This is a genomic window from Aeromonas sp. 25-AL00135, assembly GCF_054052385.1.
Map to the genome: position 1 here is coordinate 44,945 of NZ_JBSTYQ010000009.1, position 13,179 is coordinate 58,123.

Genomic DNA, 13,179 nt, shown 5'->3' on the forward strand with positions numbered 1-13,179 from the left:
AGATGATATTGCGTACGGGTGTACTTGGTATCATGTTCTTGTCCATGCCGGCGCTGGCTATTAATGGTGAAGTCAGGGCTGATACCAAGACCTATGACATTGAGCTGACCAAGGAAGATATTGCCAACCAGACGGGGGCTCTGAAGGAGTTTGGTTGGGATCTGGCCGGAACATATAGTGGTACGGCCATATGTCCTGATCAAGATATTATTAACCAGCCATTTTATTACAAGGCGGTCATGAGTGCCGGACTGCCCAGTGTCGGTGGTGGGTACGTTAAATTAAATGAGTTTCTCGATCTCAAGGTTGATATCTGGATTGAAGGAAATCGCAAGGAATATGTTAATGCCCCTTTCACTGAGGAGTCCAACAGAGGGCAGTTCACGTGCCGTAAACGAAATGGTTCTGCAACCTTCGGCTTTCGTAGTGGTAGCAAGGGAAAAGTAACATTCCGCGTTCGCAAGCCCATTATCAATGGCGTGCATATCGCTGATCATGAAATAGTCGAAATGTTTGGGCGCCTGGGTAAAACAGATGTCGGTTTCAATAATGAAGTCATGTCCAGAATCGTTATCAAATCCTCCGTGCTGTATGTGCCAGAAAAGTGCACTATCAATGGAGGGCAGACGATTGAGGTCGAATTCGGTGATTTACCTGGCACAGGGTTGGATGGAAACAATTTTGAAAAAACTGTACCGCTTAATTTCGTGTGCAGTGGTGGGGTATTTGATCAAGGTTCATCATTGAAAATAAATCTTGCCATTTCTGGTAAACCCACATCATTTAGTCAGAGTTATCTCAGAACCACTCGAGATGGATATAAAGGTGGTGATGTAATCAATAATCTTGGCATCAAATTCAAACAGCTGGATGGCTCGACACTGAATCTGAATGATTGGTATCCGGTTTCCATGCAGGGGAATATCGGAGACTGGGGTTTCATTGCCGCCCCGATAAGTCCTGCCGGTGCGGATGTTGCTGCAGGCGACTTCTATGCAACCGGTACAATTGTTGCGTCATTCCAGTAGGAGTCGATATGTTGCGCTTAGGCTGTTTGGGGTTGCTGATTTTCCCACTGTGGGTCAATGCAGCGGCTGATGACCTTGAACTTCTTGGTGGAGAACTCAATCTCCATGGTCGGATCATCGACCAGCCCTGTGTGGTCGCTCCCGAATCCCTTGAGCAGGAGGTCGAGATGGGGGTAGTTGATGTGAAGGAACTCTATGCCAACGGAGTCGCGGAGCTAGTGCCGTTCTCCATTCGTCTGACCAATTGCAAGCCGGGTATTTTCCGCATGGCCAAGGTGACCTTTACTGGCTCGCAGGATACCGAACTAAGCGGCGGATTGGCATTCACGGCTGGGATTGCCAAGGGGGCAGGCATCCGCCTGTATGACGTGGCTCAATCACCTCTGAATTTGGGTAGTGCCTCCCGCGGCTATCTGCTAGGTGGTGCGGCAGATAATGAGCTGCAATTTTTTGCCAGAGTCGAAGGACATCCAGCGGCATTGACCGCCAAGAACATCCAGCCTGGCGACTATTCTGCTGTCGCCAATTTCATCGTTGCTTATGAATAAACTCAGAAGTCGTTGCGCTGGATGACTTTTGTATTGCCATGGCTGGGCCAGGTGATGACGCCACCTAGATAACTGGAAAGGTAAATACCTCCGGGCAATTGAATGAACTTGGCTTTTTGTTTGGGGGGCGTTAGCGCCGCGACCAGAGTGGCGACCATAGCGTTATTGGTCAGCGCCTGCTGGTCAATGAAATTGACAATGGTATTTTTTATCTCGACCGAAATATCGCCATTATCCCGCTCCAGATCTCCAACTGAATCCAGATTGAACAGCGTCTTTCCCTGATTGTCAGTGGCTATCACGGTGGCCACTACAATTTCTCTGTTCATGGTCACAATATATTTACTCTTTCTGGTCATTTCTACCCAGTTGTCTGGTGCCTGACAATCTCTGTGATATCTGACAGTGGTTTCTTGATTATTGTAATAGTTGTTGGAAACATTATTTCCCTGCTGGTTCATGGTTGTGATAACGCATTGAACTTCTTCGGCCACAGGGTGACCGCTACGCAACAGGAAGATATTTTCGGATAATTTCCTGCTGCTATTGTTGATGGAAAAATAGCTGATAGCTTCTTTTCCAACCAGAATTGAAATCTGCTCATCAGCTTTACGTGAAACAGGTTTTATCAAGGGCGTCAGTGAATCTATTTTCACATTCAGTGCTTTTTCCGTCTCGCTGGTCATATAGAGAGAAATCTGACCTAAATTGATAGTGCGTAGTGTATTTGCTGTCGCATAGTTATAAATGACGAGGGCTAGTGAAGTCAGCGAGACCAGCAGCAATGCAAACAGCAAAATACGCTTTGGGCTGAAATATCGGTCATATTTGCGGCGAGTATATTGCCGCCTGGCTTGGGGTGCAGGGGAAGGCGTCGGCGCATGAATTTCTTCCGCTGGCGCTGGTTCTTCACTTTCCCCTGCGAGCTCAATCGGAGCACAAAACATATAGCCAACCCGTGGAATGGTATCGATCGCATCCATTAAGCCGAAGGATTCCAGCTTTCTTCTCAACGAGAGTATCTGCCGGTTCAAATTGGTATCGGTATTGTCCTGATTTGGCCACAAGGCATCCTGCAGTTTGCTTCTTGGAATGACAGTGCCTGCCTCATCACACAGCATTTCGAGTAGCTCGGCTTCCTTGTTGCTGAGCTTAATGTCCTTGTCCCCTTTCGAGAGTCGGAATATTGCAGCGGAGAAAAAGATATCCTCTGCAATTTTATAAATTTTGTTACTCATGTGTGACTCGTCTTACTGCCAAGGAGTGCATTTTACCACCATGCAGTCTTTGTTCAAATAATGATAAATCGTCAATTTCTTTTATTATCATATGGTTAGCTTTCCTACTAAATGCATGGTGGAGGGTATGGTACTACAGCCAATTAATTTGGTTCAAAAAATGTGCAAAAAAAGGCCGTTTATGTAATCGTTCTCATTTATTCAGACTGAGAAGGAAGATTTTGATACCACCAGCATTTTATTTTGAGCCATATGTGTATTTGGATGGCTCCGTGGTGTCAGTTTTTGTCGCATGAATAATTATTGCGACCTAATGATATTCTGAAATTGTTTCCGCTGTGGCTTGAGATTACCGCCAAGATCGGGCCAGGGGAGCCAGTGGTCGGGCACCATAAAGCCGGGCAGGGTGCTGCGGATCCAGGCAGCCAGTTCGGAGTCGGGAACCGGCTCACCGTGCCAGTCGATAAAGGCGGCGGGGCGTTGCCCCCACTCGTCGCTCGGCACCGGCACCACCAGCGCCTGGGCGACAGCGGGATGATCTACCAGTCGCTGCTCGATGGTTTCGGGCTGGATGTTTTCGCCACCCGAGATAAAGAGGTTGTCGAGCCGTCCCTCTACCAGCAATTCCCCTGCCGCAGTAAACCTCCCCTTGTCGCGGGTATGAAACCAGCTCTCGTCATCGAGGGGCAGTTCCAGCTCGCCCGCCCGGTAGTAACCGGCAAACAGGGTGGCGCCGCGCACGCAGATCTCCTGCTCCCTGATGCACACCTCCCGTCCCGGTAGCGGTTTGCCAACTACACCCGCATCGCCGGGGATAGCGGTGCAGACCTGACTGCCCATCTCGGAGAGACCATAACTCACCTTGGGTTCGAGCCCCATAGCGCAGAGGCGGCTCACCAGCGGCTGCGGGATGGCGGCACCGCCGAGCAGCAGCTCGCGCAATCGGGTACGGGCGGGATCAAAACCCTCTGCCAGCAGGCGCCAGAGCTGGGTTGGCACCAACGAGAGGTGAGTGATGGGCTGGCACTCCAGCCGCTCCTTGAGGGAGCGTTCACGTTGATCCAGTACCAGCGTGGCGCCCGCCAGAAAGACCCGAAACAGGATGGCGTAGCCGCCCACATGGAACAGCGGCAGGGAGAGCAGCCAGCCGCAGGCCTCATCGAGGGGAATAAGGGTGGCAGAGCCGCGTGCCGAGGCCAGGTGGTTGCAGAGCCGATGCACCACCGCTTTCGGCGTACCGCTAGAGCCGGAGGTGAGGATCATGTTGTTGAGCTGGGTCGATTCCAGCGGCCATGTTTCCTCGCTTGCTGGCAGTTCGTGCGTGAAGTCGAGGTACAAGGGTTGCCAGTTGCCTGCCGGGATCTCCCCTGCCGACCAGAAGGCATCGGCATCGAGTTGTACCGCCAGCTCGCGCTGCTTTTCGAGAGGAAAGGCGGGATTGAGCGGGCAGAACACCACACCGCTGCGCACGCAGGCCCATGCCAGCAGCACATCTTCCAGCGCACCGCGCACCACCGCTACCAGATGATCGCCACGACGCACTCCGGCTTGTTCCAGCTGTTGGCACAGGCTGTTGAGGCGGGCATCGAGTTGGCGGTAGCTGATGGGGGAGACTGCGTGGATGGCAATGCGGTTCGGGGCTGTGATTGCCCGGTGGCGTACCGGGCAAGGTGTCTGTTCGGGTGAACGGGAGGGGTCAATCACGGTAATACAGTTGCTCCAGTCGGCTCAGGTCCGGTTTGCCATCTTCCCCTAGCAGGTTGCCCGCCATCCAGCGGCGGGTATCCAGACCCGGCGCCTGTTCGGGCGCCCATTCGCCCGCCAGATGAAACAGCTGGCTCAGGCCCAGATCCGATTCGAAGCAGGAGGAGATGATCACCTTGAGCCGCAGTTCGCGGGCGCGGGCGATCAGCGCTTCGCAGTTGGCGAGTGAACCGAGCAGGGTAGGCTTGAGCACCAGCGCGCGCAGTTGCGGGATCGGCTCCCACGGCTTGCCCTGCGCCAGCAGTTCGTCCAACGCCACCGGCATGCCGGTGCGGTTGGCGACAAAGGCGATGTCGGCAAAGTCGGCGCAGGGGTCTTCCAGATACTCGATGCGATTCGGGTCGAGGTGGCCGCAGAAGGTCCACGCCTCCTCGCGAGTCCAGCCCTGGTTGGCATCCAGCACCAGCTTGAGGGAGGGGATGCGGTCGCACAGCAGGCGGATCAGCGCCAGCTCGTCACGCATCGGGTAGCGCGCCACCTTCAGTTTGGCCTTGCCAGGCGTGCGGTGCAGCCACTCTTTCCAGTTGCGCAGCAGCTCTTGGGGGGAGCCTTGAATGAGGGGATAGGGCTCCGGCAGCGGGTTGCGCTGCTCGGGCCATGTCCGGCGCGCGCAGTCGAGGCCAAATTGCACCGACGGCAGCACGGGGTTCGGGGTATCGCCGGCGGCCAAGACCGCCAGCGTGGCAAGGGCTTCTGCCTCTGCCTGTTGCAGGCTCTCTTTCGAGAAGCCGGGCAGGGGGGCGATTTCCCCCCAGCCGTCGTTGATGCGCACCAACAGCCCCTCTCGCGCCACCTCCACCTTGCCGTGAAAGGTCAGTGGCTGGGTAAAAGGCAGTTGATAGCGATACAGGGCTAGTGTCATCAGGGGTTCCGCTTGTATTTGGAGAAGTCGGGGCGACGCTTTTCGTTGAAGGCGTTGCGGCCTTCCTGACCCTCTTCGGTCATGTAGAAGAGCATGGTGGCATTGCCCGCCAGCTCCTGCAAGCCCGCCTGCCCGTCACAGTCAGCGTTGAGGGCGGCTTTCAGGCAACGCAGCGCCATCGGGCTGTTTTGCAGCATTTCACGGCACCAGCGCACGGTTTCACGCTCCAGTTCGGCCAATGGTACGACGGTGTTGACCAGACCCATGTCGAGGGCTTGCTGGGCATCGTACATGCGGCAGAGGAACCAGATTTCGCGGGCCTTCTTCTGGCCGACGATACGAGCCATGTAGGAAGCACCCCAACCGCCGTCGAAGGAGCCCACTTTCGGGCCGGTCTGGCCAAACTGGGCGTTGTCGGCTGCGATGGTCAGGTCACACATCATGTGCAGCACGTGGCCGCCACCGACCGCGTAACCGGCCACCATGGCAACCACAGGTTTCGGGCAGGTGCGGATGTCGCGCTGGAAGTCGAGTACGTTGAGGTGGTGAGTCCCCTCGTCATCCCTGTATCCACCGTAGTCGCCACGGATCTTCTGGTCGCCGCCGGCGCAGAAGGCTTTCTCGCCAAAACCGGTCAGGATGATGGTGCCGATCTGATCGTCATAACGGGCATCGGCCAGCGCCTGCAGCATCTCTTTGACTGTGCGGGGGCGGAAGGCGTTGCGCACCTGGGGACGGTTGATGGTGATCTTGGCAATGCCATCGTTGGACTTGTGATAGAGGATGTCCTCGTAACCGGCGGAGCAATCTTGCCATTCAACAGGTGCATACAGTTCAGCTTCCGTCATTGCTTCAATCATGACTCGTCTCTTCTTGTTGGTTGACCCACTCCGCGAGGAGTCGGGCAAAGTTATCAGGCTGATGGGCGTGCAGATTATGGCCGCCATCCAGCACCAAGTGGTTGATTCTGCGATCCTGGTTCGCCAGCTGGCAAGCCAGCTGATGGAATTTGTGATCCTGCTTGCCACTCACCCAGGTGACCGGCAGCTGGCTCGCCATGAGCCAGGGGGCGAGATCCGGCTGCTTGCCTAGCGAGGTGGCGCGCAGCATGGTGGCGATGCCCTGACCGTCGTTGCCAAAGCGGCGGGCGATCTGGCTGGCCCGGGCCGCATCGTCAAGATCGGCAAACACCCCTTGCCGGTACCAGTCTGCCAGCACGTCAGCCAGGGGCTCCTGCTCGAAGCGCCGCGCCCACTGTTCATCGTGCTGGATGCGGGCGGGCCGTTCACTGGCCGGTAGCCCCGGGTGGCAGTTCTCCAGCAGCAGCCCCCGTAGCCCGGCGGGCTCGCGGCTGGCGTGATAGAGGGCCAGTCGCCCCCCCAGCGAATAACCCGCCAGCAGATAGCGTTCAATGTTGCGGCTGGCCAGCTCGGTGACCAGCCACTGGTGGCTCTGCTCAAAGTCGCTGACGTTGAGGGCTCGATGCTGACCATGACCCGGCAGATCGAGGGCGATGCAGCGGATGGCGGGCAGCCGGTCGATCACCGGTTGCCAGTCGCCGCTATCCCCCAGCAGGCCGTGCAGCAGCACCAGCGGCACATTGGCATCTTTATTTGCCACGGATGGCGGCCCCCAGCGCTTTCAGATCATCGGCCACCTGCTCGCTCGGTACCCGGATCTCGATCAAGGTAACGCCATGTTGGAGGGCGGCGCGGTAATCCTGTTCGAACTCGGGCAGGGTAGTCGGCGCGCGATAGGCGAGGCCAAACATGGCGGCAGCATGTTCAAAACTGAGGCCGTGGGGTAGCCGGTAGTAGCTCTCCAGCAGCTCCCCTTCGGTGGGCACCGGCAACATACGAAAGATGCTGCCGCCATCGTTGTTGAGCAGGATCACCACCAGCGGTCGACTCGCCTTGCTGAGCAGGGCGAGGCTGTTGAGATCGTGCAGGGCGCTGAGATCCCCAAGCAACAGGGTGGTGGGCTCATTGCTGCCTTGCTCGATCGATTGGGCAAACCCGTAGGCGGTGGCGATCAGACCATCGATGCCGGAGGCGCCGCGGTTGGTCATCACTCGGCTCGGCCCCTTGCCCGTTTCGCCGAGCATATCCATCAGTCGGGCTGGCATGCTGTTGCCGACAAACAGTTGCCCTTCGATCAGGCGGTTGAGGCGATGGCAGACCCCGAGCTCGGAGAAGTGCTCGCAGGCAGCGGCGATCTGCTGGCTGGCGTTGTGTTGCAGCTCAGCCAATGTGTGCCAAGGGGCTTGTGTGGTGACCGGATGGGCCGCAGCAAAGGCGCTGGCACTGCAGAGCAGCCGGTTGCGCAGCCGGTAGTCGGGATCGAGCCGCGCCGGTTGCGGATCCACCAGCCAGTAATCCTGCCATGAATGGTGCTTGATGAACTGGCCAAGCCGCTTGGAGACAAGCCGCGCGCCAAATTGCAGCAGCACCTCGGCGCGGCCGAGCTCGGCGACGAATTCAGGGTCGTTGAGCGCCAGATCCATGTGGATGAGGTTGCGACTATCGAAGCGGATCTGGCTCTGCAGATCTGCCAGCAGCGGCCAGCCGAGTTGCTCCGCCAGCGCGGCGGCATTCTGTGCCTGCTTCGGGTCGGTAATACGGCCAGCCACAACAATGCCGCGCTGTTGCCGAAAGCTTTCCCACTCCGCCTGGGGTGGGCAGGTGGCCTCGTTCTGTTGCCACGGGCTCCATGGCTTGTGCGAGCCGAGCCAGTCGCCGAGGGGGGCCAGATAGTCGGAGAAATCCTGATAGTGCTCGCCCGGGTAAAGGGGCTCGGGGTACATGCAGTTGAAGTGCACCACTCCGGGAGTGAGCGCCTGTTTGGCCAGCGCCTGATCCACCGAGCTCAGCACAAACGCCGCCGGAATGGTCGGGGTGGGGCTCGGCAGGTTCTGTTGATAGACGGGGTAGCGGCCGAAGATCCCCTGCTGGTCGATCGCCTGATTGGCGCCGTTGTCGATAAGCTCGTGAGGGCGATCGGCGGAGAGAATAATCAGCGGCACGCCGGTGAGCTGGGCCTCAGCCACTGCGGGCCAGAGGTTGGCCACCGCAGTGCCGGAGGTCATGATCACCGCCACCGGCCGGTTGCTCCCCTTGGCCAGCCCGAGCGCCATAAAGCCGAGGCCGCGCTCGTCAAAGTGCAGGTGACGACGAAAGCCCTGATGGGCCGCGGCGGCCATGGTCAGCGGCGCAGAGCGGGAGCCGGGGGCCAGCGCGATGTCGCGCACCCCGAGGCGAAAGAGCTCCTCCAGCAAGAGGGAGGACCAGACGTGGTTGAAGGTGGCGTGCTGGCTCGAAAACGGGGTGCAGGCAAACTCTTCGCTGGCAGGCTCTTTACGGGTGGGCATAGGGGCTCTCGTAGCGTGAAAAGGGTGAATGACTATCCCAGCAGGGAGAGCACATTGGCGATCTTGTTGTCGAGTTCGGCCCACTCGGCGACAGGCTCGGAACCGGCGACAATGCCGGCACCGGCAAACAGGGTGACGCTGCCCGGCTGAATGCGGGCGCTGCGAATGGCGACCGAGAACTCGGACGTCTCCCGGCTCAGCATGCCGCAGGCACCGGCGTACCAGCCCCGATCATAGGGCTCGAACTCGCGGATAAAGGCGAGCGCTGCCTCGCGCGGGGCACCACCCACCGCCGGCGTCGGGTGGAGGGCGTCGAGCAGCTGCCAGTCGCAGACCCCGGGCTTGAGCTCGGCTTCGATATCGCACTTGAGGTGTTGCAGCAGCCGCAGTTTGAGAATGCGCGGCTCGGTCAGGGTGGCATCGTGGGTCAGTGGCGCCAGACGGCTGAGGATGTCGGCATGTACCAGCCGGTTCTCCAGCCGGTTCTTGCTGTCGGCCAGCAGTTCGGCGGCAAGTTGGGCATCCACCTCTTCATCGCCGGAGCGGCGAATGGTGCCCGCCAGCGCCTCGGTAAAGAGGTGGCGATCTTCCCGGCGGTAGAGCCGCTCGGGAGAGCAGGCGATAAAGGCCTGCTCGGGGGAGAATTGAAAACCGAAGTGGAAGCAGTCCTGGGCGTGGCGGGCCCACTGGTCGAGCATGGCCCAGGGATTGATATCCGCATCGTGGTTCGGACTGGTCAGCACGCTCTCCCGCGACAGCACCACCTTGGGGGTGTGGGCCTGAAAATCGGGGGCGGTGACGCGCTCCACCAGCATCTGCCACTGGGCGGGGCCGGGGCAATCCTGTCGCTGCCAGGGCTGCTTTTGCAGGGCGGGCAGCGGGGCTTCCGGACGCAGGGCATCGAGGGCGGCGTCGGCCGCCTGCAGTTCGGCCTCGAGATTGTCGTCATCCAGCCAGAGGTTGAGGCAGAGACTGACGCACTCACCACGGCGCACCAGCTCGATGCGGGGCAGCACGAAACGGCAGGGGCCAAACCCTTGCCAGCCGGATTGGTCCGGGTCAAACGCCAGTCCGCCATAGTAGCGGGGGCTGTCGTCATGATGCTGGTTGGCTGTGTTGGTGCACACCTGCTTGATGGTGTGCGGCTCGGTCAGTTCATGGATGGCGCCCAGCGCGACATACTCGGGACGATCCTCTCCACGGGCCTGCCAGTAGATGCGGGGATAGAGGGTTTGCGCCGCGAGCCAGCCCAGAAAGGAGCGGATTTCGATCGCCACTCGCAACCGTACGAAGCCGCTGACGTTGCTGTGACGCAGGGCGTCCAGTTGTTGCTTGATATGGGTCTGAACCAACATGGATTCTTGTCTGAGCCGGGTAGTAACGAGCGATCCGGTAGCTGGATGCCGTAGGTTTATGCCAAAGGGCGATGATTTCCTATATATTATCTGCCCATTCGTCCATGTAAATCGCCCGCGGGAGCTTCACTCTCCGGGGCCAAGTATACCCAAATCCGGTTCGATAACCCTTAACACGATCAATATCCGATTGTTTGGCCATCACAAAATGACAAATACCTTCTCTGTTTGGTTGCTGGCGGCGCGTTTGCGAACATTGCCGCTCGCCTGCTCTTCCATCCTGCTGGGCTCGGGGCTGGCTGCCAGTCGTGGCGCCTTCGATGGCACCATCATGGCGCTCTCGCTGCTGACCGCCATCCTGCTGCAGATCCTCTCCAATCTGGCCAACGATTACGGCGATGCGGTCTCCGGCGCCGACAACGGTGAGCGGATCGGCCCGCAGCGGGCAGTGGTCTCCGGTCTTATCACCAAAAAGCAGATGTGCGTGGCGATGGGGCTGACCGCGCTGGCGGCGGTGGCCAGTGGCCTGCTGTTGCTTGGTTGCGCCTTCGGTGGCCAGTGGCTGCAGATCCTGGCATTTGTAGTGCTGGGTGGCGCGGCCATCGTCGCGGCGGTGACCTATACCGTGGGCAAGACCCCTTACGGCTATCGCGGGTTTGGCGATATCTCGGTGTTCCTTTTCTTCGGCCTGCTCGGGGTGCTCGGCTCCTACTACCTCTTCACCAAGACGCTGGAGTGGGATCTGCTGCTGCCCGCCACCGCCTGTGGCCTGCTGGCCACCGCCGTGCTCAATATCAATAATGTGCGCGATATCGAGACCGACGCCGCCAGCGGCAAGATCACCCTGGCGGTGCGCCTTGGCCGCAACCGCGCCATTGCCTATCACTGGGTACTGCTGGGGGCGGCGCTGCTGGCAACCATCGCCTTTATCCTGATCCAGCCCGCCAGTTTCTGGCCGTGGATCTTCCTGCCCGCCATGAAGCCTCTTAGCGATGCGGCCAAGACCCTTCGCGAAAGCTACGATGGCGAGGTGCTGACCGGCGCCCTCAAGAAGACCGCCATCAGCGCCTTTCTGTTCAGCCTGCTGCTCTCCATCGGGTTGGCGCTCTCCTGATGAGCGACCGGCTTGTTGTTATGTGAAACGGGCTCCCGAGGCGGGAGCCCTTTTTGTGTGCCGATGCGACGCGTTGGTACTGAATCAGTCAGACAGGAAGACTGCCATGCGTTCATCACTCAAACAGAAAATCATTCAGGTATGCCAGCAGAAAATCACCCAGAAGGGGGAGACGGTCGGGCTCTCCTTTTATGCTTTTTTTGCCAATCGCAATGACGATCCCGAGTTGTTGATGGAGGCGGCGACCTGGTGGATCCAGACCCACAAGCTCGATCACTTCGAGAAGGCCAAGAAAATTCTCTTGTTGGTCGAGCAGGAGTGATAGTCGGCTGCCATGAAACAGAGAGGGCTCCCAAGCGGGAGCCCTCTCTGTTGGTTAATGATGTTATTGACTAGCTGGCTCGAGCCACTTTGAGCGTACGGCGGGAGAATAGCAGAGTATCCAGCAGCCAGATGACGACCATGGAGGCGCCCACCAGCGGGAAGGCAATCCCCAGCAGGATCAGCAGGGCGATGGCACCGCGCATCGGCGGGAGTTTGGCGGGCAGCGGCGGCGCGGCGAGACGGCCCTGCGGGCGGCGGCACCACCAGATCCACAGACCACTCACGGCGCTGGCCAGCACCATCAGGCAGATAAGCAGCATGGCGAGCTGGTGGGGCCAGCCGTAGAGCTTGCCCATGTGCAGCATGACGCCGCTCTCCACTGTCTTGGCGACCAGGCCGTAATCCTGCCAGCGCACATCGGCCATCACCTTGCCGCTGTATTGATCGATATGCAGGGTGGCGTCGTTGCGTGGATCGTCGGCAAACAGGGCGATGGTATAGACACCGGTGGCGCCGACCGGCGGTGTGATGCTGTACCCCGGACTCACTTTCCGGGCAGTGGCGATATCCACCACCTGTTGCAGCGCAATGCGCTGGCTTGCCATCACAACTCCCTCATGCTCGCCGTGGTTCATGGCACCGTGATCGTGCCCCTCATCGACCGGCTGCGAGCTGGGCATGGGAGTGCTCTCCACCGCCCAGGGAACCGTCTGCTCGTGGGCCTGATTCAGGCTGCGGGCCAGCGGTGCCGATTTGGGCACCTCGTTCCACATGGCGGCGGGGAAGCGGTTCCAGACTGCGGCAAACTGATCGCCCCAGAAACCGGTCCAGGTCATGCCGCTCAGCAGTAACAGCAGCAGGAAACCTGCGCCCCAGAAGCCGACCACGGCGTGCAGATCCCGCCACCAGAGGCGGCCACGCTGGCTGACTCTGGGCCAGAGGATGCCGCCCACCCCGGGCCCCTTGCGTGGCCACCAGAGGTAGAGACCACTCAGCAGCAGCACCAGCCCCCAGCCTGCGGCCAGTTCGATCAGCCGATCTCCGGTGGTACCGAGCAGCAGGTCGGCGTGTAGCGCACGGGCCACCGCTTGCAGATTCCACTTGTTGTCCATGGTGCCGAGCAGGGCGCCGCTGGCGGGATCCATAAACAGGGTCAGTTCCTGTTCACCCCGATTGACGATGAACTGGGCGCTCAGGTCGGGAGCTGCAGGCGGCAGGTATTTACGCAGGCTGGCATCGGGCATGGTCATCATCGCCTTGGCCAGCAGTTGGTCGGCACTCAGGGTCTGGCTGGCGGGGGCGACCTTCATCAGCTCTGGGTACATCAGGTTGTCGAGCTGGGGTTTGAACAGATAGACGATCCCGGTCAGTGACAGCAGGATCAGGAAAGGGGCGACAAAGAGACCGGCGTAGAAGTGCCAGCGCCAGATCCGTTGGTAATGACTCGAGTCCCTGTTTTTCATTGCACATCCTTGTTGGGGTGCCAAACCTTTCGGTTGGTGGAATGTTTGTGGCGGCGCGGATAATAGCAGTAACGTTTCGTTAACTGCAATCACACATCTCGAGACCGATTCAGTGC

Annotated in this window: 12 protein-coding genes; 4 read left to right on the forward strand and 8 right to left on the reverse strand. The window is 59.1% G+C overall.

Features of this window, described 5'->3' with window-relative positions; all coding sequences use genetic code 11:
• The first annotated feature begins 2 nt into the window (after window positions 1-2).
• Both ACW5XC_RS10145 and ACW5XC_RS10150 read left to right on the forward strand, forming a co-directional pair.
• Window positions 3-1,028: a fimbrial protein gene (locus ACW5XC_RS10145; RefSeq protein ID WP_042053632.1), complete on the forward strand. Its 1,026-nt coding sequence runs from the start codon at window positions 3-5 to the stop codon at window positions 1,026-1,028.
• Window positions 1,029-1,036: 8 nt separating this feature from the next.
• Complete coding sequence (locus ACW5XC_RS10150; RefSeq protein ID WP_042053630.1) at window positions 1,037-1,576, forward strand: fimbrial protein; 540 nt, start codon at window positions 1,037-1,039, stop codon at window positions 1,574-1,576.
• Between the two features lie 2 nt (window positions 1,577-1,578).
• On the opposite strand, the gene ACW5XC_RS10155 is transcribed toward ACW5XC_RS10150, so the two are convergent.
• The 7 genes from ACW5XC_RS10155 to ACW5XC_RS10185 form a co-directional block, all read right to left on the reverse strand.
• Entirely contained in the window at window positions 1,579-2,814 is a 1,236-nt protein-coding gene (locus ACW5XC_RS10155; protein ID WP_042053627.1) for a winged helix-turn-helix domain-containing protein, read from the reverse strand.
• Between the two features lie 300 nt (window positions 2,815-3,114).
• On the reverse strand, window positions 3,115-4,518 hold the full coding sequence (locus tag ACW5XC_RS10160; RefSeq protein WP_042053624.1) for an AMP-binding protein: 1,404 nt from the start codon (window positions 4,516-4,518) through the stop codon (window positions 3,115-3,117).
• The gene (gene menC / locus ACW5XC_RS10165) at window positions 4,511-5,440 is read right to left on the reverse strand and encodes an o-succinylbenzoate synthase (protein WP_042053622.1); all 930 of its coding nucleotides are present in this window, start codon (window positions 5,438-5,440) and stop codon (window positions 4,511-4,513) included. The genes ACW5XC_RS10160 and menC overlap by 8 nt, the downstream gene beginning before the upstream one ends.
• Entirely contained in the window at window positions 5,440-6,300 is an 861-nt protein-coding gene (gene menB / locus ACW5XC_RS10170; RefSeq protein WP_005354934.1) for a 1,4-dihydroxy-2-naphthoyl-CoA synthase, read from the reverse strand. Before menB ends, menC begins: the two co-directional genes overlap by 1 nt.
• Window positions 6,293-7,060 carry a 2-succinyl-6-hydroxy-2,4-cyclohexadiene-1-carboxylate synthase gene (menH, locus tag ACW5XC_RS10175; RefSeq protein WP_042053620.1) on the reverse strand — a complete coding sequence of 256 codons (768 nt, stop codon included), beginning with the start codon at window positions 7,058-7,060 and terminating at the stop codon, window positions 6,293-6,295. Before menH ends, menB begins: the two co-directional genes overlap by 8 nt.
• Window positions 7,050-8,807, reverse strand: coding sequence for a 2-succinyl-5-enolpyruvyl-6-hydroxy-3-cyclohexene-1-carboxylic-acid synthase (menD, locus tag ACW5XC_RS10180; protein ID WP_042053619.1), 1,758 nt, complete (start codon window positions 8,805-8,807; stop codon window positions 7,050-7,052). The genes menH and menD overlap by 11 nt, the downstream gene beginning before the upstream one ends.
• Window positions 8,808-8,839: 32 nt before the next feature.
• The gene (locus ACW5XC_RS10185; protein WP_042053618.1) at window positions 8,840-10,162 is read right to left on the reverse strand and encodes an isochorismate synthase; all 1,323 of its coding nucleotides are present in this window, start codon (window positions 10,160-10,162) and stop codon (window positions 8,840-8,842) included.
• A gap of 208 nt (window positions 10,163-10,370) precedes the next feature.
• On the opposite strand from ACW5XC_RS10185, the gene ACW5XC_RS10190 reads away from it, so the two are divergent.
• Both ACW5XC_RS10190 and ACW5XC_RS10195 read left to right on the forward strand, forming a co-directional pair.
• Window positions 10,371-11,276, forward strand: a complete 906-nt coding sequence (locus ACW5XC_RS10190) for a 1,4-dihydroxy-2-naphthoate polyprenyltransferase (RefSeq protein WP_042053617.1) — start codon at window positions 10,371-10,373, stop codon at window positions 11,274-11,276.
• Between the two features lie 106 nt (window positions 11,277-11,382).
• Entirely contained in the window at window positions 11,383-11,598 is a 216-nt protein-coding gene (locus ACW5XC_RS10195; RefSeq protein ID WP_042053616.1) for a DUF6500 family protein, read from the forward strand.
• 70 nt (window positions 11,599-11,668) lie between these two features.
• On the opposite strand, the gene ACW5XC_RS10200 is transcribed toward ACW5XC_RS10195, so the two are convergent.
• Complete coding sequence (locus tag ACW5XC_RS10200; RefSeq protein WP_042053614.1) at window positions 11,669-13,063, reverse strand: PepSY-associated TM helix domain-containing protein; 1,395 nt, start codon at window positions 13,061-13,063, stop codon at window positions 11,669-11,671.
• Window positions 13,064-13,179 lie beyond the last annotated feature (116 nt).

Coding starts and splice junctions, on each gene's coding strand:
- ACW5XC_RS10145 (WP_042053632.1), top strand. CDS start 3: ATGATATTGCGTACGGGTGTACTTGGTATCATGTTCTTGTCCATGCCG.
- ACW5XC_RS10155 (WP_042053627.1), bottom strand. CDS start 2,814: ATGAGTAACAAAATTTATAAAATTGCAGAGGATATCTTTTTCTCCGCT.
- menD (WP_042053619.1), bottom strand. CDS start 8,807: ATGCCCACCCGTAAAGAGCCTGCCAGCGAAGAGTTTGCCTGCACCCCG.
- menB (WP_005354934.1), bottom strand. CDS start 6,300: ATGATTGAAGCAATGACGGAAGCTGAACTGTATGCACCTGTTGAATGG.
- ACW5XC_RS10190 (WP_042053617.1), top strand. CDS start 10,371: ATGACAAATACCTTCTCTGTTTGGTTGCTGGCGGCGCGTTTGCGAACA.
- ACW5XC_RS10195 (WP_042053616.1), top strand. CDS start 11,383: ATGCGTTCATCACTCAAACAGAAAATCATTCAGGTATGCCAGCAGAAA.
- ACW5XC_RS10150 (WP_042053630.1), top strand. CDS start 1,037: ATGTTGCGCTTAGGCTGTTTGGGGTTGCTGATTTTCCCACTGTGGGTC.
- menC (WP_042053622.1), bottom strand. CDS start 5,440: ATGACACTAGCCCTGTATCGCTATCAACTGCCTTTTACCCAGCCACTG.
- ACW5XC_RS10200 (WP_042053614.1), bottom strand. CDS start 13,063: ATGAAAAACAGGGACTCGAGTCATTACCAACGGATCTGGCGCTGGCAC.
- ACW5XC_RS10185 (WP_042053618.1), bottom strand. CDS start 10,162: ATGTTGGTTCAGACCCATATCAAGCAACAACTGGACGCCCTGCGTCAC.